Source organism: Dysgonomonas sp. HGC4, assembly GCF_001261715.1.
Classification (GTDB): Bacteria; Bacteroidota; Bacteroidia; order Bacteroidales; family Dysgonomonadaceae; genus Dysgonomonas_A.
Genome location: NZ_CVRU01000050.1, coordinates 1 through 21520, shown reverse-complemented (window position 1 = coordinate 21520; position 21520 = coordinate 1). Strand labels below are relative to the sequence as shown.

Genomic DNA, 21520 nt, shown 5'->3' with positions numbered 1-21520 from the left:
TTTATTATTATTCTAATTTAAACGAACTTAACTTCGATTCTTTATCGAAAACAAACTCAGCACCTTTCAGTTTCAATCTATTATCATTGTAAGTGTATTTATAAACATACCCTTCCATATCCAGCAAATAAGGCTGCCCCTTATAAGTAACTACCGATACAGGAAAATCGGTTGTCTGATTCATAAAAGGATGTAGTGTGAAATAGGAAACTTCTTCAAAAATAGGTGGACAAATAACACCCTTAGGCGATGCAAAACCATATTTCCCGTTAAGCATCGTTTCCATTATCCCATCCTCATAGTTATGAGTAAATCGTATAATCTCATCATATATTACGGGAATAAATTCTTCTCCATCACTATTTATATATCCTTCTTTTCCATCCCGATGCACATTTCTGGCTGATAGGACCTCATCCCATGCCGATATTTTATCATATATAAAGGGGACAGACATAGTAGCATCTTGTTTTATAATACCCCACTTGCCATCTCTTTTCACACGAGCAACACCCTCTTTGAAAAATTCTGCATACTCAAATTCCGGCGGTATTAAAAGATCGTGTTTCCGATCCACATAACCCCATTTACCATCTTGTTGAAAAGGGGTTAGTTCTTCCGATTTTTCAATATCAAATTTGGTGAATCCTTTGGCATATTCATCACCTCCATCATCGCCCGAAGCTGGACCTAAAAGAAAAACACCTGTAAAATGATACCATTTGTGAATCAATAAATCACGACTATCAGCACTACCTATTCGTAAGCGATCCATCTTATCTGATAAATAGACGGGAGGAATTATTACAAATTTCTTATCTAAATGAATCTCAAAGAAGTTGTCTTTCAATTTTCCTTTATAGGACTTTTCCTGTAAACCTTCATTGGTAAGATAAGAGAGTTTCAGAGTATCTTTTCCATTGAATTGGATAGTAATAAATTGGATTGAATCTCGCATCTTCCATCCTTTATAACCTCCAATATTAAACAAGGAGGATAATGTATCTCCTATATTGGAATAAGTACCTTCGAATACCGCAGGTGATGTTATCGGCACAAAATCAGTGATAGGCAATTGCTTCGACCTACACCCTGACAACATAAAGGATATGAGTAAAAAATAAAGGCAGTAATTTTTCATAGTTTTTATTCCAAAGATTATGACCAGAACTTGATTTCAAATATAATATAAAAACTATTCGGTATCTCTCTTTCTCTATTATTTGAGTTTTATTAGGTAAAATAACAAAACCGTAACAACTCTCGTCGTTACGGTTTTCAATATCTTTTTTAAGGTCTCAGACCTACCAACTGTTACTGCCTTAGAATTTATATCCCAAAGTAATAGCTGCATTACGGTTTTTGTAGCTTAGTTCCTCCTTGCCAATATCTGTCAAACCTAATTCGTATCTTAGGGTAACAACTACGCTGGCAAACTCTACACCTGCTCCACCGCCCAAACCAAAGTCAAATCTCTTTAACGAATCGTGACCTCCAAAAGTGCTAAACTCTCCGGTAGCAAGATAATTATCGTTCCAGAAAGTAATCTTACCCGGCACTTTACTCGTTCCTGCTATACCTTGTGCAATATAAGGCCCTGCATTAAATACTATTTTAGTACCCGGTACTACCTCTATTTTATAAGCTGCATAAAGAGGTATTTGCAAGTACATCTGATTCATTGTTATTTCGCGATTAAGATCTCCACCATTAGCCTCTTTGCGGTAACCTTCGACCTTAGCTCCTTTACGAGTATATGACAAACCCGATTGTACATAAAAAGCATCTGTTACAGGATATTCTACCATCATCCCTATCTGAAAACCCAGTCTGGCTTTTTTATCTAAATAGCTCGCATCCCACGATGAGTTAGATATATTGAGACCTCCTTCTAAGGTGAATCTCACAGGGAGAACGTGCTGAGCTGATGCACCAAATCCCATAACTAACATCAATGCTACAATACTCAGTTTGTAAATAGTTTTCATATAAAGTTCTTTATTAAAATATATAAAAGTTAATCTTTGGATATATAACTCATAATAGATGCTAATTGTTCTGTTATTCTCAAAAAAAGCCGCAACGATATGTAATCGTTGCGGCTCATGAATTGGATATTATTACAGCTCACTTTTAGAATCTATATCCTAAGGTAAGAGCAGCATTGCGATTCTTATAATCTAAATTGTCCTGACCAATATTTACCAAACCCAGTTCGTATCGAATGGTCGCTATAATGTTACCAAACTCGGCTCCTACTCCTGCTCCTAAACCAAAATCGAATCGGTTGAGTACACCGTCCTTTCCAAAGGTATCGATATTTCCCTCATCGTTATCAATATTCAGATAACCGTTACCCGCTTTTACAGAACCTCCTACTCCGTAAGCCAGATAAGGACCGACATTAAATACAATTTTAGTACCCGGTACTACTTCTATTTTATAGGCTGCATAGATGGGTAATTGAATATACGACTGATTCACTGTATATTTATGAGAGGCTGCATCTTGCATAAGCGAACCTTCGACTTTGCCACCCTTAGTTGTATAAGATAATCCCGATTGCAAATGCCAAGCATCGGTAATTGCATAATCGGCAGTTATACCTATTTGAAATCCCACTCTAGCTTTTTTATCTAAAGGTCCTACATCCATCGAAGAGTTAGATATATTTACACCTGCTTCTATACCCAATTTAGGAAGTTCTTGTGCCGATACACTTAATCCCATTAAAGAGACCAAGGCGACAATACTTAATTTGTAGAAATTTTTCATATCAAATATGTTTAGTAGATTAGTAAAAAGACTTGTGTCAGATAAACTATAGAACTCTTAATCGATACAAATTGTTTATCGATTAATTAAAGCAGCAACGATAATGTATCGTTGCTGCTCTATGATATACATTGAAAATTAAAATTTATAACCCACTGTTAAAGCAGCATTACGGTTTTTGTAATCTAAATTATCCTGACCAATATTAACTAATCCTAGTTCATATCTTATGTTTGCTACTATATGTCCAAACTCAACACCTACTCCGGCTCCTAAACCAAAATCAAATCGGTTCAAGATACCTTCGCCACCAAATGTATTTATATCCTCTTCAGCACTTACAATAAAGGTGCTTCCGCTTAGCTTGGTCTTTCCACCTACACCATACGCTAAGTATGGACCGGCATTAAATACAATTCTTGTACCCGGCATTACCTCTATTTTGTACGCTGCATAAACAGGCAATTGAAGATACATTTGGTTTACAGTCAATTTGCCACGTGTTATAACATCACCACCAATGTTAGACTCGCCCTCTACTTTTGCTCCTTTGGTAGTGAAAGATAAGCCCGATTGTAAATACCACTCATCGGTAATTGCATAGTCGGCAGTTATACCTACCTGAAAGCCAACTCTTGCTTTCTTATCTAATGAGCCTGCATCCCATGAAGAGTTAGAAAGATTGAGACCTGCTTCTACTCCAAATCTTACAGGAAGCTGTTGAGCCGATGCACCCAATCCCATGAATGAGATTAATGCTACAATACTTAATTTGTAAATAGTTTTCATATAATTTTTATTTTGTGATTAAAACCATAAAAGTTCAACTTTGTTTAAGTTCAAATATCAAAACTGATAACCTAGAGTCAGATATGCATTGCGGTTCTGCAATTTACCTATTTCAGAATCAACCACATTTATAACTCCAAACTCATAACCTAGTTTAGTTACAATGTGACCAAACTCGACTCCTGCACCCACGCCAAAACCAAAGTCAAAGTTTTTGATAAACCCTGTGCTGAAAGAATTTACCTCTTGCTTATCTACACCGTCTTTAAAAGTGGCTTTTCCTCCAAGACCATAAGCAACATAAGGTCCGGCTTGAAAAACAAATTTAGTATCAGAGCCAACATTCATTTTGTAAGCTGCATAAACAGGTACTTGCAAATACATCAGGTTAAGGTTTACAAACACATCTGTATAATAGCTATCACCAAAATGATCATTGAACGTAGTTCCGTGGTATTTAGCTCCTTTGGTAGAAAGTTCAACCCCACTGATCAATGAAAAAGCCGGATTAATAGCATAATCAAACGTAACACCACCTTGTATGGCAAACTTTGTATCAGTATCGGTAATATCACCAGCCATGTTTATCAGATTGGCTCCGACTTTCACTCCAAATTTAACGGGATACTCCTGAGCCGAAGCCGTAAGTCCCATCAACGATAATAATGTAAGGATACTTAATTTGTAAATAGATTTCATATAAGGTTTCTTTAGATTAATATTCAAACTTAAAATAGAATAGTCTTTATATATAACTCATAACCACTATCAATTGTTCTCTTAAAGAATAAGTAAACAACAATTATTTATCGAAAAACGATAAATAATTTGCGAATATCGAATAATATACATTCTTTTGCAATAATTATTTACAATTCAAGAAAGAATGAATAAACGAATTAAGATACTCTGCTTATTACTCTCAGCAATATATATAGGTGTTGTAATCTATTGCATATTTGATTTCGGAGATGGTATGATGGCAGGTTACAGACATGGAAAGAAGCAAGCCCAGAATTCGTCTACAAACATCCAAAGACTCCACGTAAAAGTGAAACCAATAGAGGGAGTGTATACATACCCTGACAAAACGATAAATACATTAACGGGACAAGAAGTTAAAGCGGAGGTGAGCGATTGCAGAATAGCACTCGATAGTTCGGATACTCCCCTTCCTTCTTATATGAAGATATCCAGAGGCATTGTTGTTGTTTTAGCAATAATAGTTCTTATAGGACTTATTTATCTGCCTTTTCTGTTCTTCAGCATTGTAAAATCTGCCACAAGAGGAAAGATGCTCGAACATAAAACTATACGAAAGATACAACGAGTAGGATATCTCCTCATCATATATTATCTCATAAATACAGTAGTATATCTGTCTGATTTTATAATAGCTAAACAAATTGTAACTCTCGAAAAGTATCGTATTATTTTCGATTTTTCCGATTTCAGTTTCTTATTTCTAGGTCTAGTTACACTCTTACTTGCCGAGATATTAAAAGTATCAGTGCAATTAAAAGAAGAACAAGATCTCACAATTTAGAGCCGATGTATTTTACCGCTTAGGCTAGACAACAGTATTATAGTAATGAAATATTGCAATACAGAGTCGAAATTATTTAAAGAAGAAAAACAGGTCTAAGACCTTATAAAGAACATAAGATGTCGATTATAGTAAATTTAGATGTAATGATGGCTAAACGAAAGATCTCCCTCAACGAGCTTTCGGAAAGGATTGATATTACGCCTGCCAATCTATCGATTCTGAAAACGGGAAAAGCAAAAGCCATACGATTCAGTACACTCGAAGCTATTTGCAAAGAGCTCGATTGTCAACCGGGCGATATACTAGAATTTGTAGATGACGATCTATTCTAGATAATACTATTTCAAAAGGTGCAAAACCTTAGCATTTATAAATAAAACTAACGGCTAAAGAATACTTATAAACAAAGACAAATATGAAAAGCTTTTTCAGAACATTACCAGCCTTTACTCTAGGAGTCATTATCAAGACCACTATCCTTATAGTATTGTCTATCACGATCTCCATAAAAGTTATTGCTGCCATGGGAAGATTTCTCGAAAGCCAGATATTTTAACACCAGATCAAAGTATCTAACAATATAATTTACACTAATCAAAAAAAGGTTTAATAAGCCTGATTAAAACAGATAGAATTAAAACTTCAAAAAAAACACTAAATAAAAGAACCAATATGAAAAGCTTTTTCAAAACTTTACTAGCCTCTACTTTAGGAGTCATCATCGGATCGGTCATACTGACGGTCTTCTCTATAATGATCTTTGCAGGAGTCATTGCTGCCATGGGAAGTACCGAAACTTATAACCTCAAAGACAAAACAATACTTACCCTCGATTTAAAAGGAAATCTAGGCGAAAGAAGCGAATCGAGCCCTCTCAATAAGATAATGGGAACTCCCGCCACCCTAGGTCTCGAAGGCATACTTGATGCTATAAAAAAAGCAAAAGAAAACGACGAAATCAAAGGTATATATATTAAAGCCGGATCATTAAATGGAGGATTGGGCAATATAGATCCGATAAGAGACGCATTGATCGACTTCAAAACAACGGGTAAGTTTATTGTAGCTTATGCCGACAGTTATTTACAGAACACCTATTATATAGCTTCTGTGGCAGATAAAGTGATCATGAATCCTAAAGGATCGTTCGATTTCAGAGGAATAAGCTCTAACCTTATCTTCACAAAGAACATGAATGATAAATTGGGTATCAACTATCAGGTATTCAAAGTAGGAACATTCAAATCGGCAGTAGAACCTTTCATTCAAGACAAAATGAGTGAAGCCAACCGCCTACAACGCACATCTTATTTGAATGATATTTGGTCGCACTTATTAGCGGGAATCTCCGAAAGCCGTGCCATATCAGTGGATGCACTGAATACCTATGCCGACAGATGCCTTACTTTTATGCCTGCCGACTCTATTGTTCAATACAACTTAGTAGATACTTTGATGTACAAACCAGGTGTAGAAGCTTATCTGAAAACCTTGGTAGATATAGAAGCCGACAAAAAGCTAAATCTGGCTAGCATTGATAACATGGAAGGTGTGAAATTCAAAAAAGAAGGAGATACAAAAACCAAAATAGCAGTACTGTATGCCGAAGGTGCAATTGTAGACAGCGGCGAAAGCAATATATTCAGTTCAGGTTCTACCATTACTGCGCAGGAATATGTAAAGGAATTACAAAAATTAGGAGATAACGATGAGGTAAAAGCCGTAGTATTTCGCGTAAACTCTCCCGGAGGAAGCGCCTATGCATCGGAGCAGATATGGAATGCAGTAGTGGAACTGAAAGCTAAGAAACCGGTTATTGTATCGATGGGAGATTATGCAGCTTCGGGTGGATATTACATCTCTTGTGCAGCCAATACAATTGTAGCTCAACCCTCTACATTGACCGGATCGATCGGTATTTTTGGATTGATTCCCGAAGGTGAAGAGCTATCTAAAAAGATCGGATTTTCTTTCGACGAAGTAAATACCAACAAACACAGCTCATTTGGAGGTACTACATTTGGCATACCATTTCTTTTTGCAGGTTTCTCGAGAAGCTTCAATGACGACGAAAAACAAATACTTCAAAAATACATAGAGTCGGGTTACGACCTATTTATCACCCGTTGTGCCGATGGACGCTCAAAGACCAAAGCCGAAATAGATTCTATTGGTCAAGGACGTGTATGGACAGGATCGCAAGCCATCAAATTAGGTCTTGTTGATAAAATCGGAGGAATAGAAGACGCTATAAAAATTGCTGCCGAACAAGCTAAAGTTACCGATTACAGCATCTCAAAATATCCCGAGAAGAAAACCCTTTTCGCTCAAATGTTAGAAGACTCTTTCAGTAACTCAAAAATGCAGGCATTAAAATTCTTTTTGAGCGAAACCAATTTCGAGAAAAATATACTTAAACAACATATTCAATCGTTCGATATGCAAATGGCTATGATGCCCGATAGAATCAGTTACTAAACACAGACTATTTTTTACTCAATTAATAGTAATATTCTTTCAATTTGAAAAGAGCCGGATTTTATATCCGGTTCTTTTTTTTGCTCATTATCAACAGATAAGAGAGCCTTACGCACAACTTGTTAACAATCGAAGGTGCAGTTATCAACAATATTTAGTATTTTCGTCTTTAGTTATTAACAGGTTTCCCCTAGTTATTAACATGCAAACAGCACTTTATTAACATCATTTCAACAATTTCAAAATCATGAAAAAAGGTTTTCTTATTCTCGCAAGCATCATCACATTGGGTCTTATTAGTTGTAGTAACAAAAGTAAAAGCACTGAGAACGAAAATATCTCATACATCAAAGAAGATGACAAAGAGATTAACATAGCGATGGATAAAGCAAAAGAAACTTTCAATCAATTCGAAAAAGCATTTATCGAAAATCAAAAAACCAATAGATATACAAATTTTGTGGTTAAAGAAGGGTTTCCCACTAAAGACGGCAGCAAAGAACACATGTGGGTAAGCGAACTTACTTACGATGGCAACAATTTCTTCGGCATAGTATCTAATGAACCTCTATACGATACCCAAGTTCAATTTGGCGATACCATTACGATTGATAAAAATCTGATCAGCGATTGGATGTACACCGACACCTCCTCCAACCTAACTTATGGAGCGTATACGATGCGTGTTTTTGTTGACAGAATGAGCGATGACAAAAAATCTGCTTTTCTAATGGAAAATGACTTTACATTTGCTCCTCTTTCCGAATAATAGCTGCAACTTCTCACTGCTCAGGCAAGTACAACAAATATAGTCTCTTACAATATCATTAGCAGAAATAAAAAAATATAAATATTGTTTCTTAACTTTGGGTAACCAATCAACTTTATACCGTAAAACGCACAATGACAGAAGGACATATAGAAGATATTGCATATTTACTGAAAGATGCCAAAAACAGTAAAAATAAGCCTATAATATTTCTGGGTGCTGGTATGTCGGCTGCAGGCAATATACCTCTTGCAGAGGATATAAGTAATGATATACTCTCTAAATTTAAGAATAAGCCAGCCATAAAGAGGCTCAAAAAAGAAGAGCGTACTTATGCAAAACTTATGTCTTGCCTCAACACTACTGAGCGTAACGATCTTCTGAATAATTATATAGAAAAAGCTAAAATAAATGTTGGTTATATTTATCTGGCTCACCTCATCAAAGAGGGATACGTTGATTATGTGCTGACTGTAAATTTTGATAATCTTATATTACGGGCAATGGCAATGTACAACTTGTTTCCCCCAATATACGATTTGTCGATACTTAAAGAACTTCCTACTTCTCATATAGAAACACAGTCGGTTACATACCTGCATGGTACACATCGTGGTTTATGGATGCTGAATACCGATAACGAACTAAAAAAGATATCAAAAATATGCTCTCCTTTTCTTAACAGAATAGCAGAACGTCGTACATGGATAGTTATTGGTTACAGTGGCGAAGATAAGATATTAGATGAAATAGCAGATTTAGGCTCTTTTACCAACGATTTATATTGGATTGGTTACAAAGACAATGAACCCTCTCAACGGGTTCAAGAGAGATTACTCGATTTGCCGAATAACAATTCATACCTGATAAAGGGCTACGATGCCGATTTATTTATGCTAAGGCTACATAGTGAAGTTGGATTACAAACTCCAGACATTCTTTATAAGCCTTTTACGTCTTTACAGAATACAATAAATTCGATTGTAGAAATAAGCGATGAACATAAAAACGCAAAAGGACAGCTAGAAATCACAAAACGGCATATTAAAGATGCAATCAGACTCTACGAAGAAGGGGCTTCACGCAGAAGTTACACAACAAAAGAAGTCAACATAGATTTGCTTATAAAAGAAATAATAAAATACAGAACGGAAAGTAGCTTTGATCAAAATGCTGGTAGAATAGAAGAAATAAGAAAAGAGGTTGAAGAAATAAATGACAAACTATTAAATGCAACTTTAGCTAATTTATATTTTGAATGGAGCTTCGAGCAAAATATAAAAAAAGCAATAGAAAAGACTCTCATTGCCGACAAATTATACGGTTATTGGACATATAGCTATCGATTAGCTAATTTACATGCATTGCTCTTAAATAAGACTAAGGCTCTTAAATATCTAGAAACTAGTCTTGAAAGAGATTATAAAGAGACAATAAGGAATTTCAATAAGCACTCAGATTGGGACTCTCTCCGAAACGACCCCGATTTTATAGCATTAATAAAGGAATACGAAGAAAAAGAAAACCAATCGAAGTAATGAATCATTAATATTATTTGCGAAGAGCATTACTAAATTAATTTTCCTATTTTTGCAATAAGATATAGCATTCAAATTATCATTTACTTATACACAATATATAGATGGAAGCAACCACATTAAAGGGTAATAATCACGGAGCAAATGTAAAACGCTGGAGAGAATGGAGAAACATCAAACAAGATGTTTTGGCAGATCAAATAGGTGTCTCGCAAGCTACACTTTCGGGCTACGAAAAAAAGGATAAACTAGAACAGGAGGTTTTAGAAAAAATCGCTAAAGTTCTGGGTGTTCCCGTGGAAGCAATAACAGAACTAGGGGAAAGTACAGCAATAAATATTATTAATGCTCACGATAACCAATCAATCGTTAATTACAACCCAACTTTCAATCCAATTGATAAGATTGTAGAGCTATATAATGAAAAGAATGCTTTATACGAACGAATGCTAAAAGAAAAAGAAGAAACAATCTCGTTATTACATGAGGTATTAAAGGAAAAAAAATAACAATCTAAAAATACATACAATCAAGAAAGTCAGGCATAAAGTCCTGACTTTTCTCTTTTCTATAAGAAAACAGATGCTTACTCTCTCAGTTTTTGAACCAGCGTGTTCAGGGTTTGCACATACGCCGTATAATCATCATTAAATTGACAAAGAGCCGACTGATAAAAAAAATGGGAAACTTGTATACTTTCATCCATACACAAAAGGTATTCCGACCATTCTGCATTCGCCTTTTCTCTTAAAAATTCAATATGCTTACGAATAGCTTTGTGCCTATCCAGAATCATACCTAAAAGAACTCCAAAATGGTTTTCATCTACTGAAAAATTTTCGATCTCTTTATCAGTCATCCACTGCCGCACTTTTTCAAAAGCATCGTCAATCGGGCGGTTATGCTTTGTATTCTTATCTGTTTGTAAAGTCATAATAGATGTGTTTTGTTCTATCACAAAACAACAAAACTCCGTCTTTAAAACCTATCAGTTCTATTGATAAAATATAAGAAATGCAATTGATATTATCAGCAAAATATCTGATAAAACACCTTATCGTTCAATAAAAAGGTCTGATACTTATTAATAGTGATCCCAACTTTATAGCACTACTAAAGGAATACGAAGAAAAATAACCCTACACTCTATAATTTACTTATAAGTTTGAGAGTTAATGGCTCTACTGTTTTATAATATAACAAAGACAGCATATACGAAACCATTATTACGATTGTCAAGTGAATAAATGAACCCAATAAAACTTGGAGAGGTTCGCCCCTTGCCAAATAAGGCATCGTGTATAATCGTAAAGGACCATTGATAAGAAACATAAACATACTGATTACACCTAGCAATTTAAAAGCACGCATTATCCGATTAGACGGCATATTTATTATTGCATGAAAGAACCAAAGCATCAGAATGGTAGCCGATAAAAAGCTGAAAGGAAAGAAGAATTCTAGGAAATTCGACAAAATAAAAACTACCATAGCCGGAATCATCACTTTCCATGTGAACTTTAGCCCCTCAAACATTACACATCCCATTCCCAATAAAAATTCGGGTAAATGCCCTAAGAAGTTACCATAGATAGGAACATCCCACTTATTAGCAATCGATGTAAGAAGAAATATCAAGACATAACTCAGTGCTATTAAAACAAAAAATCCCTTTTCTTTGTAGCGATCTAAGGCTTTGTAAAGAAGAGGGAATAAAATATATAATTGAAGTATAAGGCTGAAATACCACCACGGACCGATAAACATAAAGATGCGGTAAAACGACAAATTGTTATACATCAGTAGAGAAGACGTGACGAAAGCAGTAAACCATTCCATATCAAAAGCTCTGTAAAAAAGGAAAAAGTATACTATGATTCCGAATATCAATAAAGCATAAAGTTTTATGACCCGAGGAATAATATACTTCTTGTACATAGGAGTAGTACTATTGATGTTGTATTTTGCCAATCCATAGCCACTAATAAAAATAAATAATTCTAGAAAATAGAAACCAAAATAGGAAAATAAGCCATTAAACAATCGTGTAACATCTCCTCCGATGAATTCAAAAAGATTATAAATCCGATTAGAGTCAAAATTCATCTCATTCTCTCCAACTGCATTTGTCCAATGAAGAAAGTTATGAAGAACAATGAAAACCATAGCAATCCCCTTAATCACATCTTTTTGCTCTTTACTTATACTGTAAAAGCTTATACCCATATAACCTAATAAATAATCAAACAACAACTTCTGCCTATTATAACTGTAATAGCATAAGATTGTTTATTCGAAAATCATTTTATATAAAAAAAGAGCAAAAAAGTATAAAAAAAGGCTCTAGATCAGAGAAAAAGTAGATCTACTCACACTATCAAAACATACATTGAAGGGGTGATATTTCACAGGGGGGGGATGCGTGTAAGGTACAGCAAAAGGATCACTATTTCATCTCATTTACAAGAGAATACTAAAAAAAAGTCAAGCATAAAGCCTGACTTATCTTTTTCAGTAGTATAAAATATCTTTTCAAAACTTTAGTAAATAAGCAGTGATTTTTGCTTTACGAACTAAAGTAATAGCTAGATCTGGAATCTTCAATTAGAATATACATGAATACTGCCTTGTGCAGCAGGCAGGTAGTTTACACCAATCCATGTAAACATCAAAAGGATGAAAGCAATGGGAATCATCCACAATACAAAACGCTTGTGATATTGTTGTAAACGCATATGAATGAATACCAGATAAGCGGCAGCCGTTATAAATGCCCAAGTTTCCTTAGGATCCCACGACCAATAATGCCCCCAAGCCTCTTTTGCCCACACAGCACCCATCAACATGCCAAGTATAAGGAAACCAAAACCTACGTATACAATATTGTCGATAAAGGCATACAGCTGAGCATCTTCTTTGCCCTTATTCAATCGCGATAGTTGAATGAAAGCGGCAATTACCGCAGCTCCAAACATGGCATAGGAAAGAATATAAACCGTTACGTGAGGTACAAACCAATAACTCTGTAAAGCAGGCATAAGGTTTGTTGAATGTATTTCGGGTTTAAAAATATTCACACAAGCAAATACGGTAGCTACAACAGCCGAAAACGAAAGCATCCAATCGTACTTCCAATGTCGATAGGTAACAAAACCGATGGTCGCCAAAAAGAAAGAATACCATAAACGGGTTTCGCCAATGGTTCGCAACGGTGGACGCTCCTGCCCTATCCATAAACCAACGATAAACGCTCCGAAAATAATTGTGCCTAATATCATCAAGGCATTAGCCAGATTTTTTTTATTGGAAATATATACTATTCCTGCGGCCGACAACCAACAAATAATAGCCGGTATGGCAAACCAAAGATATTCACTCCACGTCATTCTTCACTCCTTTCTTTTTATTGCCCGACCACATCAGACAGATTGATCCTAAAGCAAACAGTATTATACCAAAATATACAGGGTATAACCACGGATCATAAACTAACTCAAAACTACTATAAGATGAAGCCTTGCCCGCAGTACTATCGTAGCTATATTGGTAGATCATCCAATTACCTATTTTCAAAGGCTTATTCACTTCCAATTGAGCATGGGTTGATTCTCCCTCTTCTGTGAATACATCAATATCGGACATAAACCGCTTAGGCTCAGTCTGAGTCATTACCATTGCATATTCATCTGTCAAAGGAAGCATCATATACAACTGAGCCAGACTACCGCCACAAACCCAGCCTTTTTTTACATCTCCTGTTTCTCGGTTTTTTGCCGTTATTAAAGCAGCAGGCGTAGAGCCTGGCATAGGAACAGCCGTATAAGTACTATCGCTATTACGCACTGCTTCATGTATATATTCTTCAACAGCTACATCCCAAATTCCGATTTTCCCTATCGGGTTTTTCTCGTCAATCTGATAATAGTCTGGCTTATCTATCGGCTGTGCTTCGCCCGACTCCCTATCTATTATAGTCAGTTTCGGAGGATACTCTTCCATCACAAAATCATTCAACTGAATGGCAATAGGCAAATCAAGCACATCGTCATTATCGCTATACACACGCCATTCGGTTTCGCCCTCCATTACGTGCATCACGTACCGTTTGATATCTGCTGCCCCCAATCCCGAAGCAAACAAAAGTATCCACAAGCCTATATGATTGAGATAGAAAGCATAATCGCGCCAATTGAATTTGATTAGTCTACGGATAATTAGCGACCCTAGCGAAAGTAAGGTTACAAAATAGATGAGCACAAATGCCCAACATGAGGTTACTTGTCTTAATCCCAACAGCGTCCAAAAATCATGCGCATGAGGGTCTAACTTTACCATCTGTGGTATCAATCCCATAGCGATACCTAATATTAATAGAGCACTAATAAGTGAAACGGAAAATGGTACTCCCGAAAACCACTGATAAAACTGTGTATTCCTCACAAAGGAAAATAATACAAGGAAGACAATAATTGCACTACCCAGTTTTACGTTTACGGGATCGGCAAGTAGCGAAAAATCAAATTTACCGATTGTCAATTGTAAAGCAAATCCTACAACCATAAGTCCAAATACAACAAGAATACTCTCGCTATACCTCCACGGAAATTGCCATATCTGTTTCTTATTATCTGCCATTATTTATCAAACTTCTTATATTTATACAATTCTCGTTTTACTTTAATTGCTAAAGCACAAAGCTTCAAACACAAAATAAAAGCCTGATTTTCTCCTTTTTTCAGAATAAAACCAGACTTTTATACTATATCGTTTTATTATCAATAGTAATTATCGTTCAGCAATCAAACGTTTATTTTCCTTCGCTTTTTCAATCCACTTAGGAACAACTGTTTCTATCCATTTCTTTTTATTGTCTTTCAAGGTTTTCATATCAAGACCAATATAAGCTTGTGCTTTATCTTTACTCGATATATCGGGCATTGGTACATCTACCACTCCTTGTGCAAACAATACTTTTTGAAGTTCTATTTGAGCCTGCATAGTTCTGTCTAAGCTATGTGCTAAAATTCGTTGAGTTTCAACAGGTGCATGGAAAGATGCTCCATGAGATGCTACTGAAAAATCCCAACGCCATTGTGCTTGACGTATTAAATCTAGTGATTTTTTCATTTGTGCATCAGTTGCACCTTTATCCCAAGCAGCCTTAGCCATAATGTGGGTTTTAGCCAATTCGGTCTCAATACGATCACGTATCTCTAATGCTTTATCTTGATATTCGTAAACATAGTTACGAAGTTGTTCTTCGCTGTCTTTATGACAAGTCTGACAAGTTCCTGCAATATTCTTTAATGGACTCATTATCTGATGGTCCGAATATTTAATACCGCCCTCAGCCTTGTATGGCATATGGCAATCAGCACAAGACAATCCACGTTGAGCGTGTGGTCCCATCAAGAAAGTTTCATAGTCAGGATGTTGAGCCTTCAACATAGGTGCTCTACTTAAAGCATGAGTCCAATCCGAAAATTCGGCTTTATCATAATACTCTTCCATCTTTTCTACTGTCATACCTTCATCCCAAGGAAAAGTAAGCTCTTTACCATCTCCTTTGAAATAGTATTCAACATGACACTGGGCACATACTAACGAACGCATCTCCTGCATAGTTGCATTTTTCACATCCTTACCTTGACGCTCAAAAGCTTGAATAAGTGAAGGACGTGTAATCGTCAAGTTCATAGTAACTGGATCATGACAATCGGCACAACCTATTGGATTTACAATCTCAGCCCCTAAATCGCCCCACTTTGCTTTATAGAAATTTTCAATTCCCATTTCATTCATCATACGAGGTACATCGGGACTCTTACAAGTCCAGCAGGTAGCAGGCTGAGGTCCGTCACCCGGGTTCTCAGGACATCCCGTACGCAAAGTATTGGTTATATCTTCAATGGCATGCATATGACCTCGTGGTGCAGAGTAATCTTGCGAAAAAGCATATCCTGCCCAAAGTACAACCATCTCTGGACGACTTTCCAAGATATCCTCGGGCATATTACCCAAATGCTTGCTTTTAAAATCCATGTTCTGAGTCTTTTTCCAAGTCTCATATTCACGAGGGTAATTTTCACCCCATATTTCATTGCGAGCTTCTATTCCTTGTATATCTACTTTCTTATTATTGAATAAAGTTGCAATCTCGGCACGACGTTCCGTTATAGATGCTGCCAATAGTCCTAACAAGAAAACACCAACCATCACGGCAAGGAATAAACCCCATCCGATTATAGGTTTCTTTCTTATGGCTTCTGATAATTTTCGTAGCATGGCTTTATATAGTTTTTTAGTTATTTTTCTGCATTTGTTTTTTCAACCACTCCGGAACGGGAGATTTTGGTAAGGGGACCAAAGCATTAGGTGCCGAAACAATACTGCTTATAGTTCCGTGAACCACATCACGATGACAATCCCAACAAGCTTTTGCATTACCATCTAATACATCGTTGTAACACTTCAAGCCGGTTTTCACCATAGCGGTATTCAGATCGGTGTGGCATCTAATACAGTTATCCATAATCACCTTGTAACTTTCTTCACGAGGGCGAATAGCAATAGGCTCTTTCCTTAAAGTAAATACGGCAGCATGATACAATCCATCTTTAGCTTTAAAAGCATATTTTTCCAATACATTATCATGAGGAACATGGCAATCGTTACAAGTAGCCCACTGAGCATGCACACTATGTTGCCACGAAGCATAATAGGGTGTCATAATATGGCAATTAATGCAAGCTTCGGGTTTATCAGAAAGATACGAGTGAGCTCGCGACATATAGATGGTATATGCCCCCAGTCCAGCCAGAATACCTCCTATAATAAATAAGGGCAAGATAAATTGGATAGGCAGTATTTGTAAAATCTTCTTCATAGTTAACAATTGATCATTGCTAGTTCATATGGCATATAAATTGCATCTATACCATATAGATAGTAACAAAAATAGTATATTAATTTAAAAGAACAAACTAATGAGAGCAATACAACTACCTGTATAACTACAAAATAAGAACAAAAACCGAAAGTATTCAGTTTTGCTTATGCTATATAAACATCGTCTAACACAGTGAGATCAACAGAGATAGGAATCATCAACATGCATCTCAAACGAGACAAAATGCTCTTAACATATGTTACATAACATCGAAAAGAATATTTAAAATAAGATTAGAAATCAATCAAGAAGTCTCATTTCCTTTTTCATTTTCATCAAAATAGAGTTGAGCTCTCCAAGAATATGTTTGCGAACCGATTCTTCTGACAGATATTTATTGTAGTCATATAAGTACACATCACGTTTATTCGTCAGATACAGATAGTAGTTAAATGGGGTTTCATTAGCATTAGAGACAATGTACATTATAGTATAATCTAAGTCTTTAGGTTGTACTTCTGCTCCACTGGAAGGATTCATGTATATTTCCAGATTATCGCTGTTCATTTCATAATGAGGATTATCTGTATAATTAGGACAGTATGTTTTACGATCGCCATTCTTCAATATAAAACTCCTCATTTCCTCAAAATCGTAGAAATTGAGCATATCATTTATTTTGATAAGCATCGACGAATCAGTAGTATCTTGAGCCTTTAAAGAAAAACTCAAAACGATCAGAACCGTAAAAAGAAAATAGCGCATATGCCTAAGATTAACTATTATTTCCGAGTAATATATACAGTTACAATTTCAGACTTTTCATCATTCATTTACATTATAACCACTGTAAGTTTGCGTATGAGATACTAAATTTAATTTCCAGCTTTTACTTAATAAGCCCTCTGTTATATAAACCAAGCTTATTAAGGATCAACGATACTCCTTCTCCAATAATAATAAAACCAAGTAAAAGAAAGGGCATATACCAAACAATATAGTCAAGATGAAAATGATTAGCCGAATGTTGTTTAAACACTATAAACCATGACAATGGTGCGACAGAAGATACAGCAGCCGTAACCAATAAAGTTATATTAAGACGCTTTCGAGCCTCATCTAAACCTCTGCTTAAATAATATACAACACCTCCCAATATCACTACAACTAAAATTAAATATGCAAAGTAAATAACAATAGAATACTGAGATAAGAAATCCGAATTAAATGCATTGCCTTTTAGATACCGTTTAAAAATAAGGGAATACGGATAATGAGCAAAAGCATCATCTGCACTAAAAGATCTCCTCGTATATGATGTTATTATATAATTAATAGCTACACTAAAACTACCTGTTACAGACCTTATTTGCACAATAAGCATCATTATTTGCAAAGCAACAGCTACAACAGCAGTAATACTTGCTTTTGCAAAAAACAACAAGAAAGGTTTTAGCTTTTGTCTTTCCAAAAACGAATAAAATATAATAGGACACACCGCAGATACAAGCGCAGTAGAAATAAATTCATAACCATTAAAAACACATTTCGCAAACACCGATAAGAACAGATATAGTAATATCTTCTTTGAGCTCAACCTTTTTACTTTATTACTATATTCTAGCACAAGTAACATTGTTACAAATGGAATGTAAGCTGCCCATAAACTCCACCACAGACTATGTCCGAAAAGAGTTATCCAACTAGACATAGCAACTAATAATAAAGCGATAATAGCAGAAATAGTACCAAAATTACGAAAAACCCATCCTAAAAATAGGGTAAAGCACAATGCTGATAATATTGCATTTATACAATGTAAAATCTGAAATTTCACACTATTATCAAAAGGTAATATCTTTTGTACTATACTGAAAAAGATCAACTGTCCACCTGTTTGACTTTTATAAACGTCATAACTAGCAGGAATATTATCGGTTAAATAATCGGGTCTTTGCTCCAAATAAACCTCAAACCAGATATCAGCGTTAGGAGGGACTACTGCCGCATCATAATTAACACCGGGTAAGCCTCCATCCGAAAACACACCTTCGGTCTCAGATCGGGCTATTCTACCAATAGCTAAACACTCGGAGTATTCATCAAACCAACCAAAAGCCTCGCTTCGAGCTGCCTGCCAGAAATTACTGTAAAATCCTAGAAACAGGACCAGAAAACTTAAAATCAGAAATATTCGCTGTTTGCTCATTCGCGAAGTTGTATGCACAGTCATAACTTAATCAAGATATTGGTCCTTACGATTTATCTAAAATTCGATATTTGTAAAAAGTATTACGATGCAAAAAGTACAAAAGAGAAACTTTTAGCACACCTAGTCCATATTTAGAACTTCTGACAAAGTTAATAGAAGACGCCTCTTCGAAGTATTTTGTAGGACAAGTTATTTCGGCAATCTCATATCCTTTATTGAAAATCTGTGCAATAAACTGATTATCAAAAATAAAGTCATCCGAATTTATGTTATAGTTGATGCTTTTCAATACCTCACCACTATAAGTTCTGTATCCAGTATGATATTCTGATAATTTTTGGCTCATCAGCAAGTTTTGAAAGAAAGTAAGAAAGCGGTTTGCAACATATTTATACAAAGGCATCCCTCCTCTTAAAGCTCCTTTACCCAATATACGAGAACCTATAACAACGGGATAAACATCATTGGCTATCAAGTAACACATCGACTCTATAAGTTTAGGAGTATATTGATAGTCAGGATGAAGCATTACCACAATATCAGCACCCAACTCGAGCGCTTTATTGTAACACGTCTTTTGATTACCTCCGTATCCTTTATTTTTATCATGTTTCACAACATGGGCAACACCTATACTTTTTGCAACAGCAACGGTATCATCAGTACTATTATCGTCTACAAGGATAACCTCATCTACAATATTAAAAGGTATCTCACTATAAGTTTGGGGTAAAGTCTTGGCAGCATTGTATGCAGGAAGTACAACTACTACTTTCTTATCTGAAATCATTCTATTTTTTTATTTATATTTTACACAGAAATTTATAAAAATAAAGGGTAATCAATCAAAGCCAATCGTTAAAATCAGCATAGAAGTATTACAAAGTGCAAAAATAATAAAAATAAATGAGATTCTATTTGTTAATGAATCAATTAGAAATCAATAACATTCTTTTAACTAATTAAAAAGCAATAATTTTATAGCCTGTTAAACATTTAAAGCCTCGTATTCTACTCAAGAATATTATAGACAATAAAAAGAAAAAGTATAAACAGCTGTATAATAATCAGTTTAAAAACTGAACGATTGCTGCATTATATCCAACGAGTTATATTTGTAAAGAAAGATTGAGCATCAAATCCTGTTTTTGGTATCTCATTAGGAACCAACACATTTAATCCTCTATTAACAATTCTAACAGATATTTCCTTACCCGTTTGTATAGCAGTTCCATCAAGATGCATTACACCTTCTTTCTCCCTTTCTATTAACACCTCGGGCGTAATAATCTCAACAAGTTTCGAATTATTTTCGATATTTTTCGACATCAATTGAATAGCTGTCTGAGGAACATTAAGCACCGATAGAGGTTTAAGAATAGCAATATTCATCATACCATCCTGAATATCGGCATGAGGAGCTATAAAACTATCATTACCATATTGAGAAGCATTGGCACATGTAACAAGAAATGCTTCCTCATTAAAAGTAGCATCAGCCGTAGTAACTTTATATTTTTGGGGTTTGAAATTATAGAAAACATCAATCATACTCTTGGCATACATCAATTTACCACGACTCGATTGATTCAGTACCTTTTCACTAACCTCCGCATCAAAACCAACGCCACAGGTGCAAAAAAATATATTATCGTTTGCAATACCATAATCTATTTTCTTTACATTATTCTGCCTGATTATCTCAATAGCCTGTTCGTGATCCATTGGGATATGCAATTCACGAGCCAATCCATTACCCGATCCGCTTGGTATTATACCGAAAATAACATCTGTATCTACCAACATCCGAGCAACCTCGTTTATAGTACCATCACCTCCAACAGCTATAACATAATCAATATTATTCTCCACAGCATCTTTCGCTATTTGCGAAGCATGCCCCTCATAACCCGTCATAAACATATGCACATCAAAATCATGAGGATCGAGCATCATGGTTTTTTCAGGCAATCCTTTTTTCGATTTCGTTCCTGATACAGGATTTATTATAAAATAAATCTTCTTTTTCTTTCGCTTCATCTTTTTAGAAGAATTGTTAGTTGGCTAAAGAGTAATAATATTCTTCGATATCAAACAAATGAAAATTTCATTTCATCTTATCTATATCAAACGGTAAAAATACGGAAAATATTGCTTCTTTTCATAGTTCTGTCCTTAACATAAGGTAAAAGCTCGATAAATATCACGAGAACCATAAGTTATAAGAAAACAAATCTATCTGCAATATCTCTGCAACAAAGGTATCCATCATTCATGTCAAAAAGAATAACTAGCTATAAATTCGATAAAGAGTTGATCTATATAGAAATTATTAATAGAAAAAAAATAATGTTTGTAAATTGTATTCAAATCGGAAGAAAGACCGTCTTTCAAAATAGCACTCTCAAAAAAAATAACTTTTATCTAATAAGAGCACTCTCCTATTTAAATGCTGAAACCATATTGTATCCAGATTTACAAACAGATAAAACTAAACAAGCAATATTTCAACTATCTAAAA

The 21520-nt window shown here is 35.2% G+C and carries 23 protein-coding genes; 8 read left to right on the top strand and 15 right to left on the bottom strand.

The genetic code is table 11. The features are described from left to right. Nucleotides 1-7 precede the first annotated feature (7 nt). The 5 genes from HGC4_RS04525 to HGC4_RS04505 all read right to left on the bottom strand — a co-directional run bounded on the left by HGC4_RS04525 (nt 8) and on the right by HGC4_RS04505 (nt 4263). Nucleotides 8-1141, bottom strand: coding sequence for a WG repeat-containing protein (locus HGC4_RS04525; RefSeq protein ID WP_082204070.1), 1134 nt, complete (start codon nt 1139-1141; stop codon nt 8-10). Between the two features lie 181 nt (nt 1142-1322). Then, on the bottom strand, nt 1323-1988 hold the full coding sequence (locus tag HGC4_RS04520; RefSeq protein WP_050708936.1) for a porin family protein: 666 nt from the start codon (nt 1986-1988) through the stop codon (nt 1323-1325). Nucleotides 1989-2133: 145 nt separating this feature from the next. Then, nucleotides 2134-2775 (bottom strand): porin family protein, encoded by a 642-nt coding sequence (locus tag HGC4_RS04515; RefSeq protein WP_050708935.1) that lies wholly within the window; start codon nt 2773-2775, stop codon nt 2134-2136. A gap of 138 nt (nt 2776-2913) precedes the next feature. Continuing rightward, a complete protein-coding gene (locus tag HGC4_RS04510; protein WP_050708934.1) occupies nt 2914-3564 on the bottom strand; it encodes a porin family protein in 651 nt (216 codons plus the stop codon). 57 nt (nt 3565-3621) lie between these two features. Continuing rightward, nucleotides 3622-4263 (bottom strand): porin family protein, encoded by a 642-nt coding sequence (locus HGC4_RS04505; RefSeq protein ID WP_050708933.1) that lies wholly within the window; start codon nt 4261-4263, stop codon nt 3622-3624. 187 nt (nt 4264-4450) lie between these two features. On the opposite strand from HGC4_RS04505, the gene HGC4_RS04500 reads away from it, so the two are divergent. From HGC4_RS04500 to HGC4_RS04475, 7 genes are all read left to right on the top strand, one after another. Next, nucleotides 4451-5110: a DUF2975 domain-containing protein gene (locus HGC4_RS04500; RefSeq protein WP_050708932.1), complete on the top strand. Its 660-nt coding sequence runs from the start codon at nt 4451-4453 to the stop codon at nt 5108-5110. Between the two features lie 119 nt (nt 5111-5229). Next, nucleotides 5230-5445, top strand: a complete 216-nt coding sequence (locus HGC4_RS04495; RefSeq protein WP_050708931.1) for a helix-turn-helix domain-containing protein — start codon at nt 5230-5232, stop codon at nt 5443-5445. Between the two features lie 83 nt (nt 5446-5528). Then, on the top strand, nt 5529-5669 hold the full coding sequence (locus HGC4_RS18580; RefSeq protein ID WP_157258130.1) for a hypothetical protein: 141 nt from the start codon (nt 5529-5531) through the stop codon (nt 5667-5669). Between the two features lie 116 nt (nt 5670-5785). Next, on the top strand, nt 5786-7591 hold the full coding sequence (gene sppA / locus HGC4_RS04490) for a signal peptide peptidase SppA (protein WP_050708930.1): 1806 nt from the start codon (nt 5786-5788) through the stop codon (nt 7589-7591). Between the two features lie 247 nt (nt 7592-7838). Next, a complete protein-coding gene (locus tag HGC4_RS04485) occupies nt 7839-8360 on the top strand; it encodes a DUF2314 domain-containing protein (protein WP_050708929.1) in 522 nt (173 codons plus the stop codon). A gap of 134 nt (nt 8361-8494) precedes the next feature. Then, complete coding sequence (locus tag HGC4_RS04480) at nt 8495-9898, top strand: TPR end-of-group domain-containing protein (protein WP_050708928.1); 1404 nt, start codon at nt 8495-8497, stop codon at nt 9896-9898. Between the two features lie 104 nt (nt 9899-10002). Further along, nucleotides 10003-10407 (top strand): helix-turn-helix domain-containing protein, encoded by a 405-nt coding sequence (locus HGC4_RS04475; RefSeq protein ID WP_050708927.1) that lies wholly within the window; start codon nt 10003-10005, stop codon nt 10405-10407. 77 nt (nt 10408-10484) lie between these two features. Here the strand turns inward: HGC4_RS04475 and HGC4_RS04470 are convergent, their stop codons facing one another. The 10 genes from HGC4_RS04470 to HGC4_RS04425 form a co-directional block, all read right to left on the bottom strand. Next, nucleotides 10485-10832, bottom strand: coding sequence for a hypothetical protein (locus HGC4_RS04470; protein ID WP_050708926.1), 348 nt, complete (start codon nt 10830-10832; stop codon nt 10485-10487). 212 nt (nt 10833-11044) lie between these two features. Beyond that, nucleotides 11045-12124 (bottom strand): acyltransferase family protein, encoded by a 1080-nt coding sequence (locus HGC4_RS04465; RefSeq protein WP_157258128.1) that lies wholly within the window; start codon nt 12122-12124, stop codon nt 11045-11047. A gap of 374 nt (nt 12125-12498) precedes the next feature. Continuing rightward, nucleotides 12499-13284, bottom strand: coding sequence for a cytochrome c biogenesis protein CcsA (ccsA, locus tag HGC4_RS04460; protein ID WP_050708924.1), 786 nt, complete (start codon nt 13282-13284; stop codon nt 12499-12501). Further along, nucleotides 13271-14533, bottom strand: coding sequence for a cytochrome c biogenesis ResB family protein (locus HGC4_RS04455; RefSeq protein ID WP_199327654.1), 1263 nt, complete (start codon nt 14531-14533; stop codon nt 13271-13273). The genes ccsA and HGC4_RS04455 overlap by 14 nt, the downstream gene beginning before the upstream one ends. A gap of 150 nt (nt 14534-14683) precedes the next feature. Next, nucleotides 14684-16183, bottom strand: a complete 1500-nt coding sequence (gene nrfA, locus HGC4_RS04450) for an ammonia-forming cytochrome c nitrite reductase (protein ID WP_050708923.1) — start codon at nt 16181-16183, stop codon at nt 14684-14686. A 16-nt stretch (nt 16184-16199) separates the two neighbouring features. Beyond that, complete coding sequence (nrfH, locus tag HGC4_RS04445; protein ID WP_050708922.1) at nt 16200-16784, bottom strand: cytochrome c nitrite reductase small subunit; 585 nt, start codon at nt 16782-16784, stop codon at nt 16200-16202. A 303-nt stretch (nt 16785-17087) separates the two neighbouring features. Further along, the gene (locus tag HGC4_RS04440) at nt 17088-17552 is read right to left on the bottom strand and encodes a hypothetical protein (RefSeq protein WP_050708921.1); all 465 of its coding nucleotides are present in this window, start codon (nt 17550-17552) and stop codon (nt 17088-17090) included. A 124-nt stretch (nt 17553-17676) separates the two neighbouring features. Further along, the gene (locus HGC4_RS04435; RefSeq protein WP_157258126.1) at nt 17677-18996 is read right to left on the bottom strand and encodes a hypothetical protein; all 1320 of its coding nucleotides are present in this window, start codon (nt 18994-18996) and stop codon (nt 17677-17679) included. A gap of 46 nt (nt 18997-19042) precedes the next feature. Continuing rightward, complete coding sequence (locus tag HGC4_RS04430) at nt 19043-19789, bottom strand: glycosyltransferase family 2 protein (RefSeq protein ID WP_050708919.1); 747 nt, start codon at nt 19787-19789, stop codon at nt 19043-19045. A gap of 305 nt (nt 19790-20094) precedes the next feature. Next, nucleotides 20095-21039 (bottom strand): diacylglycerol/lipid kinase family protein, encoded by a 945-nt coding sequence (locus HGC4_RS04425; protein ID WP_050708918.1) that lies wholly within the window; start codon nt 21037-21039, stop codon nt 20095-20097. A 234-nt stretch (nt 21040-21273) separates the two neighbouring features. Between HGC4_RS04425 and HGC4_RS18905 the strand changes: the two genes are divergently transcribed. Continuing rightward, a partial coding sequence (locus tag HGC4_RS18905) for a hypothetical protein (RefSeq protein WP_221406863.1) occupies nt 21274-21520 on the top strand: 247 nt, incomplete at its 3' end.

Coding starts and splice junctions, on each gene's coding strand:
- HGC4_RS04525 (WP_082204070.1), bottom strand. CDS start 1,141: ATGAAAAATTACTGCCTTTATTTTTTACTCATATCCTTTATGTTGTCA.
- HGC4_RS04520 (WP_050708936.1), bottom strand. CDS start 1,988: ATGAAAACTATTTACAAACTGAGTATTGTAGCATTGATGTTAGTTATG.
- HGC4_RS04515 (WP_050708935.1), bottom strand. CDS start 2,775: ATGAAAAATTTCTACAAATTAAGTATTGTCGCCTTGGTCTCTTTAATG.
- HGC4_RS04510 (WP_050708934.1), bottom strand. CDS start 3,564: ATGAAAACTATTTACAAATTAAGTATTGTAGCATTAATCTCATTCATG.
- HGC4_RS04505 (WP_050708933.1), bottom strand. CDS start 4,263: ATGAAATCTATTTACAAATTAAGTATCCTTACATTATTATCGTTGATG.
- HGC4_RS04500 (WP_050708932.1), top strand. CDS start 4,451: ATGAATAAACGAATTAAGATACTCTGCTTATTACTCTCAGCAATATAT.
- HGC4_RS04495 (WP_050708931.1), top strand. CDS start 5,230: ATGTCGATTATAGTAAATTTAGATGTAATGATGGCTAAACGAAAGATC.
- HGC4_RS18580 (WP_157258130.1), top strand. CDS start 5,529: ATGAAAAGCTTTTTCAGAACATTACCAGCCTTTACTCTAGGAGTCATT.
- sppA (WP_050708930.1), top strand. CDS start 5,786: ATGAAAAGCTTTTTCAAAACTTTACTAGCCTCTACTTTAGGAGTCATC.
- HGC4_RS04485 (WP_050708929.1), top strand. CDS start 7,839: ATGAAAAAAGGTTTTCTTATTCTCGCAAGCATCATCACATTGGGTCTT.
- HGC4_RS04480 (WP_050708928.1), top strand. CDS start 8,495: ATGACAGAAGGACATATAGAAGATATTGCATATTTACTGAAAGATGCC.
- HGC4_RS04475 (WP_050708927.1), top strand. CDS start 10,003: ATGGAAGCAACCACATTAAAGGGTAATAATCACGGAGCAAATGTAAAA.
- HGC4_RS04470 (WP_050708926.1), bottom strand. CDS start 10,832: ATGACTTTACAAACAGATAAGAATACAAAGCATAACCGCCCGATTGAC.
- HGC4_RS04465 (WP_157258128.1), bottom strand. CDS start 12,124: ATGGGTATAAGCTTTTACAGTATAAGTAAAGAGCAAAAAGATGTGATT.
- ccsA (WP_050708924.1), bottom strand. CDS start 13,284: ATGACGTGGAGTGAATATCTTTGGTTTGCCATACCGGCTATTATTTGT.
- HGC4_RS04455 (WP_199327654.1), bottom strand. CDS start 14,533: ATGGCAGATAATAAGAAACAGATATGGCAATTTCCGTGGAGGTATAGC.
- nrfA (WP_050708923.1), bottom strand. CDS start 16,183: ATGCTACGAAAATTATCAGAAGCCATAAGAAAGAAACCTATAATCGGA.
- nrfH (WP_050708922.1), bottom strand. CDS start 16,784: ATGAAGAAGATTTTACAAATACTGCCTATCCAATTTATCTTGCCCTTA.
- HGC4_RS04440 (WP_050708921.1), bottom strand. CDS start 17,552: ATGCGCTATTTTCTTTTTACGGTTCTGATCGTTTTGAGTTTTTCTTTA.
- HGC4_RS04435 (WP_157258126.1), bottom strand. CDS start 18,996: ATGAGCAAACAGCGAATATTTCTGATTTTAAGTTTTCTGGTCCTGTTT.
- HGC4_RS04430 (WP_050708919.1), bottom strand. CDS start 19,789: ATGATTTCAGATAAGAAAGTAGTAGTTGTACTTCCTGCATACAATGCT.
- HGC4_RS04425 (WP_050708918.1), bottom strand. CDS start 21,039: ATGAAGCGAAAGAAAAAGAAGATTTATTTTATAATAAATCCTGTATCA.